The 15659-nt window shown below is 64.2% G+C and carries 16 protein-coding genes; 11 read left to right on the top strand and 5 right to left on the bottom strand.

The genetic code is table 11. The features are described from left to right. Positions 1-19 precede the first annotated feature (19 nt). Together M2267_RS26650 and M2267_RS26645 are read right to left on the bottom strand one after the other, a co-directional pair. Positions 20-895 carry an MBL fold metallo-hydrolase gene (locus tag M2267_RS26650; RefSeq protein ID WP_429118732.1) on the bottom strand — a complete coding sequence of 292 codons (876 nt, stop codon included), beginning with the start codon at positions 893-895 and terminating at the stop codon, positions 20-22. Next, positions 888-2384, bottom strand: a complete 1497-nt coding sequence (locus tag M2267_RS26645; RefSeq protein WP_429118729.1) for an aminotransferase class V-fold PLP-dependent enzyme — start codon at positions 2382-2384, stop codon at positions 888-890. The genes M2267_RS26650 and M2267_RS26645 overlap by 8 nt, the downstream gene beginning before the upstream one ends. Before the next feature lie 100 nt (positions 2385-2484). Between M2267_RS26645 and M2267_RS26640 the strand changes: the two genes are divergently transcribed. Continuing rightward, the gene (locus tag M2267_RS26640) at positions 2485-2967 is read left to right on the top strand and encodes an Lrp/AsnC family transcriptional regulator (protein WP_043614014.1); all 483 of its coding nucleotides are present in this window, start codon (positions 2485-2487) and stop codon (positions 2965-2967) included. 30 nt (positions 2968-2997) lie between these two features. On the opposite strand, the gene M2267_RS26635 is transcribed toward M2267_RS26640, so the two are convergent. Continuing rightward, entirely contained in the window at positions 2998-3690 is a 693-nt protein-coding gene (locus M2267_RS26635; protein ID WP_429118726.1) for an RraA family protein, read from the bottom strand. An 8-nt stretch (positions 3691-3698) separates the two neighbouring features. Beyond that, entirely contained in the window at positions 3699-4889 is a 1191-nt protein-coding gene (uxuA, locus tag M2267_RS26630) for a mannonate dehydratase (protein WP_429119011.1), read from the bottom strand. A gap of 201 nt (positions 4890-5090) precedes the next feature. Here uxuA and M2267_RS26625 point away from each other — a divergent pair, with 201 nt between their 5' ends. From M2267_RS26625 to M2267_RS26580, 10 genes are all read left to right on the top strand, one after another. Continuing rightward, positions 5091-5834: a FadR/GntR family transcriptional regulator gene (locus M2267_RS26625; RefSeq protein WP_192451127.1), complete on the top strand. Its 744-nt coding sequence runs from the start codon at positions 5091-5093 to the stop codon at positions 5832-5834. A 112-nt stretch (positions 5835-5946) separates the two neighbouring features. After that, complete coding sequence (locus M2267_RS26620; protein WP_052201675.1) at positions 5947-6906, top strand: substrate-binding domain-containing protein; 960 nt, start codon at positions 5947-5949, stop codon at positions 6904-6906. A gap of 74 nt (positions 6907-6980) precedes the next feature. Beyond that, the gene (locus M2267_RS26615; protein WP_429118721.1) at positions 6981-8525 is read left to right on the top strand and encodes a sugar ABC transporter ATP-binding protein; all 1545 of its coding nucleotides are present in this window, start codon (positions 6981-6983) and stop codon (positions 8523-8525) included. Beyond that, the gene (locus M2267_RS26610) at positions 8522-9514 is read left to right on the top strand and encodes an ABC transporter permease (protein ID WP_052201674.1); all 993 of its coding nucleotides are present in this window, start codon (positions 8522-8524) and stop codon (positions 9512-9514) included. Before M2267_RS26615 ends, M2267_RS26610 begins: the two co-directional genes overlap by 4 nt. 107 nt (positions 9515-9621) lie before the next feature. Then, the gene (locus M2267_RS26605; RefSeq protein ID WP_429118719.1) at positions 9622-10407 is read left to right on the top strand and encodes an SDR family NAD(P)-dependent oxidoreductase; all 786 of its coding nucleotides are present in this window, start codon (positions 9622-9624) and stop codon (positions 10405-10407) included. A gap of 19 nt (positions 10408-10426) precedes the next feature. Continuing rightward, a complete protein-coding gene (locus M2267_RS26600) occupies positions 10427-11539 on the top strand; it encodes a mannonate dehydratase (protein ID WP_429118717.1) in 1113 nt (370 codons plus the stop codon). Between the two features lie 9 nt (positions 11540-11548). Further along, positions 11549-12442, top strand: a complete 894-nt coding sequence (locus M2267_RS26595) for an SMP-30/gluconolactonase/LRE family protein (RefSeq protein WP_429118714.1) — start codon at positions 11549-11551, stop codon at positions 12440-12442. After that, positions 12439-13461, top strand: coding sequence for a hypothetical protein (locus tag M2267_RS26590; protein ID WP_429118712.1), 1023 nt, complete (start codon positions 12439-12441; stop codon positions 13459-13461). Before M2267_RS26595 ends, M2267_RS26590 begins: the two co-directional genes overlap by 4 nt. Before the next feature lie 41 nt (positions 13462-13502). Continuing rightward, positions 13503-14345 carry a fumarylacetoacetate hydrolase family protein gene (locus M2267_RS26585; RefSeq protein WP_429118709.1) on the top strand — a complete coding sequence of 281 codons (843 nt, stop codon included), beginning with the start codon at positions 13503-13505 and terminating at the stop codon, positions 14343-14345. A 22-nt stretch (positions 14346-14367) separates the two neighbouring features. Next, a complete protein-coding gene (locus M2267_RS26580) occupies positions 14368-15117 on the top strand; it encodes an SDR family oxidoreductase (RefSeq protein WP_429118706.1) in 750 nt (249 codons plus the stop codon). Positions 15118-15498: 381 nt separating this feature from the next. Here the strand turns inward: M2267_RS26580 and M2267_RS26575 are convergent. Next, on the bottom strand, positions 15499-15659 hold a 161-nt coding region (locus M2267_RS26575), incomplete at its 5' end, for an isocitrate/isopropylmalate family dehydrogenase (protein ID WP_429119009.1).

Below are 15659 nucleotides of genomic sequence, written 5' to 3'. Positions count from 1 at the left end.
AGGGGTCCGCCACGTCGCCCTACCCCCAGACCGAGCCGGGAAGCGCATCGAGCGGGATCTTCAGGTAGCGCCGTCCGTTGCCTTCCGCCGGCGGAAGCTCGCCGCCGCGAACATTGATCTGCAGCGCATGCAGGATCAGCTTCGGCATCGGCAGGGTGCGGTCGCGTGCCTCGCGCAGGGCGACGAAATCGGCTTCGGTCTTGCCGGCCACATGCGGGTTCGTGGCTTTCTGCTCGGCGACCGTGCTTTCCCAGCGCGCCTCACGGCCGCCGGGGCAATAGTCGTGACCGGTGAAGAGCCGGGTTTCATCGGGCAGCGCCAGAATGGCCTGGATCGAGCGCCAGAGATCGGCAGCGCTTCCACCCGGAAAATCGGCGCGGGCCGAGCCGCTGTCGGGCATGAACAGCGTGTCGTGGATGAAGGCTGCATCGCCGATCACGTAAGAGATCGAGGCGAGCGTATGTCCCGGCGAATGCATCACGCGGGCCTTGAGTTCGCCGATCTGGAGCGTGTCGCCGTCGGCAAACAGCCGGTCCCATTGCGAGCCGTCGCAGGCGAAGTCAGGCCAGTTGTAGATCGCCTTCCAGATCCGCTGCACGCCCTTCACGTGCTCGCCGATACCAGTCGGCGCGCCGGTCTTCGCCTTGAGGTAGCGCGCGGCCGAGAAATGGTCGGCGTGCGGGTGGGTGTCGAGGATCCATTCGACGGAGAGGTTCTTGGCGGCGATATGGTCGAGGATCGCGTCGGCGTTGCGCGTGGCGGTCGAGCCGGACTTCTCATCGAAGTCCAGCACCGGATCGATGATCGCGCATTTGCCCGTTGCCGGGTCGGCGACGACATATTGGATGCTGCCGGTGCGGGGATCGTAAAAGCCGGTCACATCGGGCTTATGCATAGGCGAGGGCCTCTTCAGCCGCGGCGCAGGGGAAGAAGATCGCGCGGGCGGGGTCAAAATCGTAGTCGGCTTCGAAGCTCGGCGCGTCGGCGGCCAGCTGCATGACGCAATCGAGGATGTATTTCACCTTGTCTTCCGAAAGCAGCACGCTGAAGTTCAGCCGGGTGAAGCCCGGCTTCTCGATTTCCTCGCCGGCAAGGATCGCCTGGCGGATCTGTTCGGAGTGCTCGGCATCAATCGACAGCAGCCGGTGAACGTAAGGTCCGGCGCAGGCACACCCGCCGCGCGCCTGGATGCCGAAGCGGTCGCTCAGCATGCGGGTGACGAGCTGCTGGTGGACGTAGCCGCCCTTGCCGTTCTTGATGCGGAACGAAAAGATCGGCAGCCGGTCCGGCTCCTGCAGGCCGAGTAGTTCCAGTTGCGGAATGGCCTTCCAGGCGGCAAACGCCTGTTCCGCCAGTTCGCGGTTGCGCCGCTCCATGCTCTCAAGCCCGATCGCGTGTTTGACGATAAAGGCAAGGGCTGCGCGGATGTCGCCGACGACATTCGGCGTTCCGGCCTCTTCGCGTGCCTCGATGTTGGCGCTGTAGTCGTGCGTATCCGGCGAAACGAACTTCACCGTGCCGCCGCCCGGCCAGGTCGGCTTGTCGGTGGTGACGCTGTCGCGGCGAACGATGAGGATGCCGGAAGCGCCCGGCCCGCCGATGAACTTGTGCGGCGAAACGACGATGGCATCGATTTCGGCACCGGACGCAGGGGACATGGCAATCGGAACATAGGGGCCGGCGCCCGCATAGTCCCAGATCATCTTCGCGCCGGCGGCCTTGACCATGCGGGTGATCGCGGCCACGTCGCTGGTGATGCCGGTGATGTTCGAGCCGGCTGAAAGCGCACAGACCGTCAGCTCGGGCGAACCGGCATTCAGCGCTTTGCGAAGTTCCGTGAGGTCCGGTCCGCCCGCCGGGCACTCGGCGATTTCGACGATCTCAGCGCCACTTTCGCGCCAGGGCAGGATGTTGGAGTGGTGCTCGTAGGGGCCGATGATGACGCGGACGGTCTTGCCGGCAGCAACCGCGTCGGTAACGCCGACGAGCTTGACCAGACGGTTGATGCCGGAGGTCGCACCGGAGCCGGTGAAGATCACGGCATGGTCGGCCGTGGCGCCACAGAACTCACCGATCAGCGCCCGCGCTTCCCGGCGCATCCGGGTCATGAAGCCCCCGCAATAGGAGGCTTCCGTGTGGCTGTTGGCGTAGTAGGGCAGGACCTCCTCGAGCACGAAATCCTCGATCACCCGCAACGCGCGCCCGGAGGCGACGTAGTCAGCATAGACCAGTGCCTTCGTGCCATAGGGACCGGCGATCCGCGCCTTCGCTCCGACCAGGTCGTCGCGAAGCTCGGCGATAAGACCCGGCCGGTTGAGGGATTGGCGGAACCGGGCGAGCGGCGAGAGCGCCTCGCAGGGCTGGTGGACGGCGGGCACGATCATCGCGCTTACTCCTCGGAGCGGACATTGACAGCAATTGTAATCCCGTCCAGGGTCGAAAACTTCACCTATCTTCTGCGGTTTCGTCTAGGAATTGTGTCAAATGATCGAATCTTCGTTCAAAATCGATGCGTTCGATCTGAACATTCTTACCGCATTGCAAAAAGATTCGTCGCTGTCGCAGCGGGATCTGGCCGAAAAGGTCGGCCTGTCGCAAAACGCCTGCTGGCGCCGCCTGCAGCGCCTGCAGGCGATCGGCGTGATCCGGGGCTCGCACGCGGACATCGATCTTGACGTTTTGGGGCTGGATCTGACCGTGTTCGTGATGATCCGCACGCGCCATCATTCCAAGGAATGGAGCGACGGTTTCCGCCAGCATGTCGAGCGACTGCCGGAGGTGATCGATTTCTATCGCATCGGCGGGGATTGGGATTATCTGATCAAGGTGGTGACCCGCGGCATGCGCGGCTATGACGGCTTCTACCAGAAGCTCATCACCAATTTCGACCTCGCCACGGTCACCGGCTTCTTCTCGATGGAGGCGATCATCAACAGTCGCCCCGTGGATTTGAGCCGGTTGAAGTGAGGCGCCGGGTTCCGGCGCCTCATCCTGTCCTTACATCACACCGAAGCGCTCGAACGCCTCGACGGTGCTCATGCCGGCCTCGATGGCGAGCCGCACCTTGTTTTCGGTTTCGGCCTTTTCCAGCGCCAAGACGATCGCCTCGCGCTCCGCCTCTTTCGGGATGACGAGTACGCCGTCGCGGTCGCCGAAAAGGATGTCGCCCGGCCGAATGCGGATGCCGCCGATCTCGATCGGGATATGGTAGTCGACGACCTTGCCGCGCGGCCCCTGGTCCTGGGCATAGGAGCCGTAGCAGAAGGTGGGGAAATCGAGCGCGAGAATACCGGCGCTGTCGCGGCAATAGCCGTCGCAGATTGCGCCGGCCGCTTTCAGTTTCATGGCCCGCGTCGACATCAGTTCGCCCCAGACGGCGTATCGCGGCGACGAGCCGGAGCAGACATAGATCTCGTTTTCCTTCAGGCTGTCGAGCGCATGGAACATCAGGCCAAAGGGCTTGGCGCTGAATTCCGAATGACCGCCGGCCTCCGCCGTCGCGAAGAAATCCGCTTCAAGCACCGGCATCGCGCGGCCGACAGCAACCATGTCGTCGCGCAGCGCCTTGATCTGTGGCGGCAGGAACTGGTGCTGCAAGCCCATCGTGTCGAGAATGTCGCCAACCACGGCCGTGAACAGCCGGCTGCGCATGGCGGCAAAGAGTTGGGTATCGTCTTCAAAATGTTTCATGTCTTCCCTCAAGCCTTATGCGCCATGGCGGTCGCGATGCCCTGCATGACGCCTCTGATTTCTGCGAGACCCTTCAAGCGCCCGATCAGCGAATAGCCGGGATTGATGCGCTCCTTGCCGATGTCGTCGGCGAGCAGATGCCCGTGGTCGGGCCGGAGCGGGATCTGCCAGTCGGTGCGCCCCTCGCGGACGCGGCGCTCCTGCTCCTCCATCAGCGCGAGGATCACGGCGGGCATGTCGCTCGATCCGCCAAGATGGTCGGCCTCGTAGAACGAGCCGTCCTCTTCGCGCTGGACGTTGCGCAGATGGGCGAAATGGATGCGCGGACCGAATTCGCGCACCATGGCCGGCAGGTCGTTATCGGCGCGCGTGCCGTAGGAGCCGGTGCAGAAGGTGATGCCGTTGGCCGGACTGTCGACGGCTGAGAGAATGCGCCTGACGTCGGCCGGCGTGGAGACGATGCGCGGCAGGCCGTAGAGTGAAAAGGCGGGATCGTCGGGATGAATGCAGAGACGGATACCGACTTCCTCTGCAACCGGCACGATCTCCTTGAGGAAGCGCGCCAGGTTGTCATGCAGCACGTCGGCGGTGACGCCGTCATATTCCGAGAGGGCTGCGAGGAAGCTTGCCCGGTTGAACTGGCGCTCGGTTGCCGGAAGGCCGGCGATCAGGTTGCGTTCGATCCGGTCGACTTTCGCCTGGTCCATCTGATCGAAGCGCTGGCGGGCGACGAAGATCTGCCGCTCGGAATAACTGTCCTCGACGCGCGGACGCTTGAGAACGAAGAGATCGTAGGCGGCAAAGTCGACGGCGTCGAAGCGCAGTGCGTAGCCGCCGCTCGGCAAGGGCTGCACCAGCTCCGTGCGCGTCCAGTCGACCACAGGCATGAAATTGTAGCAGACGATGTCGATGCCCGCCCGCGCCAGGGCGCGAAGCGTGTCCTTGTACCAGCCGATGTAGCGGGCACTGTCCGATGTCGCGAGCTTGATCGAGTTGTGCACCGGAATGCTCTCGACGACGCTCCAGCGCATGCCGGCCGCTTCGATCAGCGCCTTCTGCTTCAGGATCGCCTCATCGGACCAGGGCGAGCCGTCGTAGATATGGTGCAGCGCCGAGACGATCCCCGTGGCGCCCGCCTGCCGGATGTGGCTGAGCGGCACCGGATCGTTTGGCCCATACCAGCGAAAGCACTCTTCCATCATTCTCATGCAGAACTCCTACCCGCTTCCGCGGCTATTGTTGGACCACGTTCGGTAATAATGTCCCATTGGCCCAACAATTCAAGCCTGGAATCGGTGAATATGCGCGAAAATCATTGAATCAGAGGAGGCTGTCAAATTTTCTCTTGACGGAAACTGCAATCTGGACCAACAAATAAAACATCGCAGGGAGGAGAGCCGGTGAGCAGTTCGGTACGGGAAGATGCACTGTCGGGCGTGGAGGCCGTCGAGCCGGGGAAGACCTCGGCCGTCGATCGCCTTGTCGAGCAGATCCGCGACATGATCTCCGAGCGTGGTCTTGGTGTCGGCGACGCGTTGCCGACCGAGCGTGATCTCGGCGAGCAGTTCCAGGCGGGCCGCAACACCGTGCGCGAGGCGCTGCAGGTTCTGCGCGCCTATGGCATGGTCGAGACCCGCCCGAAGGTGGGTGCCGTCATCAGTGGCGGCCATGGCGAGGCGATCCGCCGGCTCTTTGCCTTCCATAACGGTATCTCGCCGGACTCGTTTCATGATCTGCAGGGCTTTCGACGCATCATCGAAACCGGTGTCGGCGAACACATCATCCTGACGGCCAGCGACGCTGATTTCGACCGGCTGGATGCGATCAATGCCCGCATTCTGGAGGCCGAGAGCGTCGAGGCGGCCGCGCAGTGCGACTACGAGTTCCACTCGGCGATCGTCGAACTCTCGGGCAACCGCACGACGCTTGCCGCCTATCACATGCTGCGTTCGGTGATCGAGGAGGTCATGCGTCTCGGTAAGGCTGAGCGCCCGGTGCATGCGGCGACCTTCGAGGCGCATGCCGAGATCATCCGGGCGCTGCGGGCGCGCGACCGTATCGCCTATGTCTACCTGATGAGCCGCCATCTGGAGTTCGGCATCCGCTTCGTCGATGCCGCGCCGGGCAGCCCACAGCCACGATAAGCAATTTGGAGATTGGGTCCGGACCGCGCTTCAGGCGGTGCGGGCAGCCATTTGCCGGATTTTCGCCCGTTGGTCCGGCGGCACGAACAGGGCACTTGGGAGGAGAACCAATATGAGCAACATGAAACGTCTGGCGCTTGCAGCGCTGCTTGCCACCGTCAGCTTCGCGCCGGGCGCGGCATTTGCCGGCGGCAAGGCGATCGCCGGCATCGTCTTCCAGCAGGACCAGTATTTCCGCGGTATCCAGATCGGCATGGAAAAGGCGGCGGAAGCTGCCGGTGACGAGCTTCTGGCCGGCAACAGCGACAGCAAGCTGGAAAAGGAAGCCCAGCTGATCGACACCTACATCGCTCGCGGCGTGAACTCGATTGTCGTCGCGCCGCTTTCCGCCGATGCCTCGGTGCCGGCCCTGAAGAAGGCGCGTGACGCCGGCATCACCGTCGTCACCTACGGCACCTCGGCCAATGGCGACGTCGCCCAGGCAACGGTGACGAGCTCGGACCGCGATATCGGCATCGGCACCGGCAAGGCCGCGACCGATTTCCTGAAGACGCTCGGCAATGGCGGCAAGGTCAAGATCGGCACGCTCGCCTTCAAGGCACTGTTGCCCGAACAGTCGAACGCCCGCGTCGACGGGTTCCTGAGCGTCGTCAACGATCAGGTCGACATCGTCGCTCAGCAGGATGCCTGGCTTGCCGAGAAGGCACTCGCCGTTGCCAGCGACATGCTGACGGCCAATCCCGATATCCAGGTTATCTACGCTGCAAACGAGGGCGGCACGATCGGTGCGGTCCAGGCGGTGAAGAAGGCCGGTCTTGAAGGCAAGGTCTTCGTTTTCGGCACCGACGGTTCCGAGCAGCTCGCCAACATGCTGCTCAATTCCGACAACGTGCTGCAGGCAACGACGGCGCAGCAGCCGCTCGAGGTCGGCAAGCAGGCGATCGAAGCGGCGCAGAACCTGCTCGACGGCAAGAAGATCGAGACCAAGGTCAACGTGCCGGTGCTGCCCCTGACGCGCGCCGATACGCAGGCCGTCGCCGCCTACAAGGAAGGCCTCAAGGCCCTGAAGTGATTGGGTTCTGACGTCAGCCGAGCGGCGGGACATCGCGCCCGCCACTCCCTCGTCTTGCACAGCAGGAAATCCGCATGAGCTATCCGCAACCGAGTTCAGCCGCGTTGCAAGGGGTGCAGGGACGGCTGGACTTTCGGGCCGTGACCAAGCGTTACGGCCCGACTGTCGCCCTCTCGGAATTCACCCACAGCTTCGCTCCCGGCCAGGTGCATGCCCTGATGGGCAAGAACGGCTCGGGCAAATCGACGCTCGTCAAGCTGCTCGCCGGCGTCACCGAGCCGACATCGGGCACGATCAGCGTCAATGGCGAGGACCGCCACTTCACCTCGCCGCACGACGCCTTTGCCGCCGGCATCGTCACCGTGCACCAGGAACTTTCGCTGGTGCCGGAGCTTTCTGTCGGCGAAAACATCTTTCTCGGCCGTCTGCCGCATCGGCGCCGGGCCGGCTTCAGCGTCGTCGACTGGACGGGCCTGCACAAACGCGCCGGCGAATTGCTTGCCGACATGGGGCTCGCAATCGATTCCCGCCAGCCTGTTTCGGCGCTGAGCGTCGGCCAGCAGCAGGTGGTGGAGATCGTCAAGGCGATGTCCTTCAACCCGTCGATCCTGCTGCTCGACGAGCCGACCTCGGCGCTGGCGTCGCGCGAGGTCAAGCAGCTCTTCGCGTTGATCGAGCGGCTGCGCGCCCGCGGCGTGACGATGATCTACATTACCCACCGCATGAGCGAGCTTTTCGAGATTGCCGACACCTGCACGGTGATCCGCGACGGCCACTACATCGGCGCGGTCGAGATGAAGGCGACGACGCCGTCGGCGATCGTCGGCATGATGTTCGGCGATGCCGCCCGTGCGACGCGGCCGCCACGGCGCACACTCGATCGCACCAGGCCGGTGCTCGAAGTGCGCGACCTCAGCCGCTCCGGACATTTTCAGAATGTCTCCTTCGATCTCTATCCCGGTGAGATTCTCGGCATTGCCGGTCTGCTCGGCGCCGGGCGCACGGAACTGATGCGGGCGATCTTCGGCGCCGATCGGATCGATGGCGGTAGGGTCACATTCGACGGTCGCGACATGACCGGCGCGAGCCCCCGCGACATGCGCAAGGCGGGGCTCGGCTACACGCCGGAAAACCGCAAGGAGGTCGGGCTGGTGCAGTCGCTTTCGACCGCCGACAATCTCTGCATGGCGAGCCTCGGCCCGATCTCCAACAAGGGCTTCATCTCGCGCCGCCGCGAACAGCCGCATGTGCGCCGCCAGATCGCCGATCTGCACATCAAGTGCGGCGATCCGGAGCTGCCGGTGTCGTCGCTATCGGGCGGCAACCAGCAGAAGGTGGTGATCGGCAAGTGGCTGAACCGGCAGCCGTCGGTGATGTTCTTCGACGAGCCGAGCCGCGGCGTCGACGTCCAGGCCAAGCGCCAGATCTTCGACATCATCTGGCAAAAGGCCGCCGACGGCCTCGCCAGCATCTTCGTTTCGACGGAGCTTGAGGAGGTGCTTGAGGTCGCCGACCGCATCCTCGTCATGCATCACGGCGCTGTCGTCGCCGAGGTGGATCCGACGAAAACCGACCTGACCGAACTTTACGGCCTGTGCATGGAAGGGGCCAAGCAATGACACTCGTGAGCCAGACCACCGAAGGCGGCGGACAGAACACGCCGCTCAAGTTCCTGAAAACATACCCGATGGAGATCATCCTCGCCGCGTTGGTGATTTTCCTGATCTTCGTCGCACCGGGCTTTGCCTCCACCAGCAACGTCTTGAACGTGCTGCGCACGGTCTCGATGCTCGGCATCATCGCCTTCGGCATGACGGCCGTCATCATCAGCGGCGAGATCGATCTCTCGGTCGGTGCGGGTGCTGCCCTTGCCGGCTGCATCGTCGCCTGGTTTGCCGATCGCTTCACCGATGTCTTCGGCGACTGGGGCGCGGTCACGGTGGGTTTTGCCGCGGCGTTGCTGCTCGGCTTCTCGCTCGGCTATCTCACCGGGCGCTTCCGGCAGTGGTTCAACGTGCCGACCTTCATCACCACGCTGGCGCTTTTTGCAGCGCTTCGCGGTGTTGCCAATCTGATCACCGGCGGCTTCCCGATGTCGTCTTTCCCGCTCGGCTTCGATTTCCTCGGCGGCGGTTACCTCTTCGGCATCCCGTTCCCGGTCTATATCTTCGCGCTGACCTTTGCGGCCATGCACTTCCTGATGAAATACACGAGCTTTGGCCGCGAGGTTTACGCGGTCGGCGGCAACATGGAGGCCGCGCGCCTTTCCGGTATCGACATCTGGAAGGTGAAGGCGCTGACATTGGGTCTGACCGGTGCGCTCACCGCCGTCTCCGGCACGCTGATCGCCTCGCAGATCGGGGCCGGCACCGGGACGACGGCGACCGGCATGGAGCTCGACGTGATTGCGGCCGTGATCATCGGCGGCACCTCGCTCTTCGGCGGCAAGGGCCGCATCTGGGGCACGCTGATCGGTGTGCTGTTCCTTGGCTGCATCTCCAACGGCATGACGCTGATGAATGTCAGCGAATACTGGCAATACGTCGTGCGCGGCGGGATCATCCTCGGCGCCGTGCTCCTGAACCAGGTTCTGGAACGGGTGCGCTGAGACCGGTGCGGGGTGTCCGCATCCCGCTCCCTCTATGAGTAACGATCACGCTTATGATCTCGCGCCGACGCCGGCTCGGATCATCGCGATCCATCGCGGAGACAATCATGACTGAATTCAAGGGAAAAGTGGCACTGGTCACCGGCACGTCCGGCATAGGGCTTGCCTCGGCAATCCGGCTCGCCTCGTCAGGCGCGACCGTGCTTGCCTGCGGTAACGACGTCGCCACCAACGAGATCTTCGACCGCATCGCGAAAGAGCGCGACCTGCCGATGTCGACGCGGCTGACGGATGTGTCCGTAGAGACGGAAGTGGAAGCGGCGGTGCGCGAGGCGGTGCTGCGCCATGGCGGCCTCGACATCATCGTCAATGCTGCGGCCGTCCATCCCTATGGCACGGTGCTCGATACCAGCACCGAAACCTTTGCGCGCTGCCTCTCGGTCAATGTCGGCTCGATCTACCTCACCGGCCGCTTCGGCATTCCGGAAATGATGAAGCGCGGCGGCGGCGCGATCGTCAACATCTCCTCGGTGCAGGGCCATGCCTGCCAGCAGAACGTCGCTGCCTATGTCGCCTCCAAGGGCGCAATCCATGCACTGACCCGCGCCATGGCGCTCGACCATGCGGCGGCAAGGGTGCGGGTCAATTCGGTCAGCCCCGGCTCGGTGCGCACGCCGCTGCTTGCGCTCGCGGCCCGCACCTATGGCGGCGAGGGCGTCAGCGAGGCGGAAGCTTTCGCCCGCTTCGGTGCCGCGCACCCGATCGGCCGCATTGGCGAGCCGGAGGAGGTGGCCGAACTGGTCGCTTATCTCGCCTCGGATCGCGCCGCCTTCGTCACCGGCTCGGACTTCCGCATCGACGGCGGCCTCACGGCCGGCATCGGCGTCAAATAATCGGATAGGAAACGACAAGATGAAAATCGGCCTTGGGCTCTACCGGGAGCAACTCACCCCGGATAACTTTCAGTTTGCGTTGCAGGCGGGCGCGACCCACGTCGTCGCGCATCTCACCAACTATTTCGCCGGCAAGGATCCGAAGATCGACAGTGGCGATCAGGGCGGCTGGGGCGATTGTTCCGGCGATCGGCTCTGGACCTACGACGAGCTGTCGGCGCTGGTGAAGGACATCAGGGCCGGCGGCCTTGAGATTGCGGCGATCGAGAATTTCTCGCCGCGTTTCTGGCATGACGTGCTGCTCGACGGGCCTGAGCGGGCTCAGCAGATCGAGGGGCTGAAGCAGCTCATTCGCGACGCCGGCCGGGCGGGGATCCCTTGCATCGGCTACAATTTCTCGCTCGCCGGCGTCTATGGCTGGACCCGCGGACCCTATGCCCGCGGTGGTGCCGAATCCGTTGGCTTCGGCGTCGAAAACAGCATTGCGCCCAGTCCGGACGCACCGATCCCCGACGGTATGATCTGGAACATGCGCTATCGCCGCGGCGTCGCCGGCGCCGCTTCCGTTTCCGTCAGTTCGGCCGAACTCTGGGAGCGCCTCGGCCACTTCCTGAAGGAGGTCGTGCCGGTCGCCGAAGAGGCGGGTGTCGTGCTCGGCGCCCATCCTGATGACCCGCCGGCCGAGGAACTGCGAGGCACGGCGCGCCTCGTCAACCGCCCGGAGAAATACGATCGGCTAATGTCGATCGTCGATTCACCGTCGAACGGGCTCGAACTCTGCCTTGGCTCGCTCCAGGAGATGCCGGGCGGCGACATCTACGAGCATGTTCGCCGCTTCGCCCGCTCCGGCCGCATCGGCTACATCCACTTCCGCAACGTGCGCGGAAAGATGCCGCGTTATGTCGAGACCTTCGTCGACGAGGGCGACATCGACATGGCGGAGATCATCCGCATCCTGCGCGACGAAAACTACCAGGGCGTGCTGATCCCCGACCATACGCCGGCCATGACCTGCGGCGCTTCCTGGCACGCCGGCAAGGCCTTTGCGCTCGGCTATATGAAGGCACTGGTGCAGAACGCCGAGGCGCTCGGGCCGTCGCGTTCCATACCAACGAGCATCGCGGCGGAATAGGAGGCGGGGATGACTCGCGAGATCGTCTGTGTCGCGCCCGTCGGCGACCGCTGCGGCGAAGGCGCCGTCTGGTCGGCGGCGGAAGCAGCACTCTACTGGACCGACATCAACCGTTTTCTCGTGCATCGCTATGACGAGGCGACGCGTGCGGTCCGGACCTGGCTCTTCGACGAGCCGGTGGTGGCGATTTCGCTGACTGAAGAAGACGGCCGCCTGCTCGTCGCCCTCGGCTCGAAGCTGATCTGGTGGTGGCCTCAGACCGACCGGCGCGCGGATCACGGTTTCGTCCTGCCCGGTGCGCCGCGCGTCCGGCTCAATGACGGTCGCGCCGATCCGGCCGGTAATTTCTGGGTCGGCTCGATGAAGAACAACGTCCTTCCCGATGGCCAGCTCGGCGATGTGGCACCCGGGGAGGGCATCCTCTACCGGATCGCGCCTGATGGTGCCGTCACCGAATGGCGGCATGGTCTCGGAATTTCCAATACGCTCTGCTGGAGCCCGGATCGGCACACGTTCTATTTCGGCGATACGCTCGCCAACGAGATCTACGCCTTCGACTATGATGCCGCGGCCGGAGCGATATCCGGCGAACGGCACTTTTTCACCGGATTCGACCGCGGCTCGCCCGACGGCTCGGCGATCGACAGCGAAGGCCATCTCTGGAACTGCCGCTATGGCGGCAGCTGCATCGCCCGGATCGCACCGGACGGCAGCCTTGCCGAGGCGATCGAGATGCCGATCACCAATATCACCACCTGCACCTTCGGCGGCGCGGACTTGAAGACGCTCTACATCACGACGGCGGGCGGAGGACCGGCCGAGCGCCTCGCCGGCAGCCTCTTTGCCATGCGCGTCGCGGTCGCGGGCCTTCCGGAAAACCGTTATAGAGTGGCGACAAGGTGAGCGCGGCGACGACGCGGCGCGCCCTTGCTTGGGCGCATGGCTGCCTTTCGGTGCAGTCCTTGGGTGGCATGCTCGGCCCGGTGCTTTTCCTGCTGCCGGACGGCAGGCAGGTGAGCCCGCTGCAGGTCGCGCCCTGGGGAAACGATCCCGAACGCGCGACATTGCCGGAAATCTTGCAGGAATTGCGCGGCGAGTGGCCCTGTGTTCCCTTCGGCAGCGACGCCGAGCGGTCGCTTCCCGCAGGCTGGAGCGCAACGGGGGAGAGTTTCGACGGCGCGGGCGTGCCGCATGGCCACGGCTCCAATACCCATTGGAGCTGGGGCGACTGCGACGAGCGCCGGATCGTCCTGGAGTGCCACTATCCCGACGACCATCCGATCCGATTGCTGCGCCGGTCGATCGTTCCCGATCCGGGCGCGTCGGCCATCGACATCACGTTGGAAATCGAGGCGCGGCGGCCATGCCGCCTGCCGATCGGCCTGCATCCGACGTTCCGGCTGTCGCCGCGGCCGGGCTCCGTCGTGATCGAGCCGGGCAGCTTCGATCGGGTGTGGAGTTTCCCTGGCGACGTTGAGCCGGGTGCAGCCCTGTTCACACCCAGCCAGCAATGGCCGTCGCTCGGCGCTGTCGGTACCCGCGGTGGTGCGACAGTCGATGCGGCGCAGGTGCCGCTCGCCGACGACACTGAAGACCTGCTGCAGCTCTCTGATATCGATGGCAGCGTCGCGCTCCACTACCGCGACGAAGGTTTTCGTGCGCGGCTTTCCTGGCAGAAGGAGCATTTTCCGAGCCTTCTGCTCTGGTACAGCAACCGCGGCCGCAAGGCCTATCCCTGGAACGGGCGGCACGTGGCGCTCGGCGTCGAGCCGATCGCGTCGGCCTTCGATCTCGGGCCGGCGATTTCCAACGGCGTCAATCCGCTGGCGGCATCGGGCGTTGCGACCGCAATCGCTTTCGAGCCCGGAAAAACCTTCACCACACGCTACCGGCTTTCTGTCGAAGCCGCATCCGCGGGCTGAGCCGAGCGCTCGCCCGTTCCTTCCAAACGAAAGGCCACCCGATGAAATTGTTGCGTTTGACCGTCAACGGCTCTGCCGTGCCCTGCATTCTGGACGGCGAGGGTCAGGCTCGGAATGTGTCCTCGTTCGTTCGGGACTTTACGGCGGAGACCTTGCCGGATGTCGTCGGCGCCTTGTCGGCGGTAGATCTCTCGGCTTTGCCCCTGGTGCCCGTCATCGATGCGGATATCCTGCCGCCGGTCGCAAGGCCGGGCACGATCTGGTGCATCGGGCTCAACTATTCGGACCATGCCGAAGAGGCGGGTCTGCCGGTGCCATCTGAACCGATCCTCTTCAACAAGGCGGCCGGTACCTATTGCGGGCCAAACGCCCCGCTTCTCTACTCCGAAAAAATGTCGAAGCTCGACTGGGAGGTCGAACTTGGCATCGTCGTCGGCAAGCGCACGCTCAACGTCTCGCGCGATCAGGCTATGGACCATGTCTTCGGCTACACCGTCGTCAACGATGTCTCCGAACGGGCCTGGCAGATCGAACGCGGCGGGCAGTGGGTGAAGGGCAAGAGCTTTCCGAACTTCTGCCCGACGGGGCCATGGCTTGTGACCAAGGACGAGGTGCCGGATCCGCAGGCACTGCCGATGTGGCTCGACGTCAATGGTGAGCGCATGCAGGCCGGAACCACGGCGCGCATGATCTTCGATGTCGCGACCATCGTCTCCTACATGAGCGAATTCTGCGTGCTGGAGCCGGGCGATCTCATCTGCACGGGCACGCCTCCTGGCGTTGGCATGGGCAAGAAGCCGCCGCGCTACCTGAAGCCCGGCGACGTGGTGGAACTCGGCATCGACGGCCTTGGCCACCAGCGACAGGCCGTAAAGGCACTTTAATGCGCGCGAAGGGAAACGGATCATGAGCGAAAAGACGGGACGATTGGTCGGGCGCGTGGCCGTGGTCACCGCCGCCGGCCAGGGTATCGGCCGGGCGGTGGCCGAACGGCTGATGGCAGAGGGTGCCGAAGTTCATGCGAGCGACATCAACGATGGCCTGCTCGCCACACTCGACGGTGCCGCGACGACGCGGCTGGACGCGACAGACCACGCGGCTGTAGCCGGCTACTTTGCGGCCTTCCAGCGTATCGACATCCTCGTGCATGCGGTCGGCTACGTGCACCAGGGCACGATCGAGGAATGTGCGCCCGAGGACTGGCGCCGCTCGGTGAACATCACGCTCGACAGCGCCTATAACGTGATTGCCGGCGCAATCCCTAAGATGAAAGCGGCTGGCGGTAGCATCATCACCATCGGCTCGGTCGCCTCCTCGATCAAGGGCTTTCCGCGCCGCGCGGCCTACGGTGCCGCCAAGGGCGGTATCATCGGTCTCACCAAGGCGGTCGCGGCGGACTACGTCTCGCAGGGCATCCGCTGCAATTCGGTCTGCCCGGGAACGGTGGCCTCGCCCTCACTGGAAGAGCGTATCGGCGAACTCGGCCAAAAACTCGGAAGCCGGGATGAGGCCTACCGGTCGTTCATCAGCCGCCAGCCGGCCGGCCGCTTCGGCACGGTGGAGGAAGTCGCCGCCATCTGCGCCTTCCTTGCGTCGGATGAGGCAGCCTTCATCACTGGCCAGGCGATCAATATCGACGGCGGGATTACGATCTGAGGCCGGAGCGGCCAGCTGGCTGGCGACGCAACATCATCGGAGCGGACCGCTGCTCAACCTGGTAGGTTTCTATCTTCAGGTAAGCGTGGCAACACCCTCCCTCATCCTCGCCTTCATGGCGGGGATCCAGCGACCCGACGTCGGTCGGGTCAAAAGACTTTTCAGCCCAAGGACTTGGGCTGGCTGGATTTCTGTGACGAGCACAGAAATGAGGGTGGATTTGGTTGCCTGACGTCCATTTCGCGGCGTCGCGGCAACAGCTCGCAACCTTGTCTGTACGAGATCATCAAACCCAAAAAATCACCTCCCGATTGGCTCCGGAAGTGATTTTTTCGCATGGTCTAAGGCGTGAACTTGACCACTTCTGGGAGCGCCCTTCGCTTACTTCGACAGCGCCTTGAATTCGGCGAGGATGGCGTCGCCCATCTCTGTCGTTCCGACCTGGCGCGCGCCTTCGGCCATGATGTCGCCGGTGCGGATGCCCTGGTCGAGCACGTTGGCGATCGCCTTCTCCAGATTGTCGGCTTCCTTCACGAGGTTGA

This window comes from Ensifer sp. KUDG1, assembly GCF_050434285.1.
Taxonomy (GTDB): Bacteria; Pseudomonadota; Alphaproteobacteria; order Rhizobiales; family Rhizobiaceae; genus Ensifer.
This window is presented reverse-complemented; position numbering and strand designations above follow the sequence as displayed.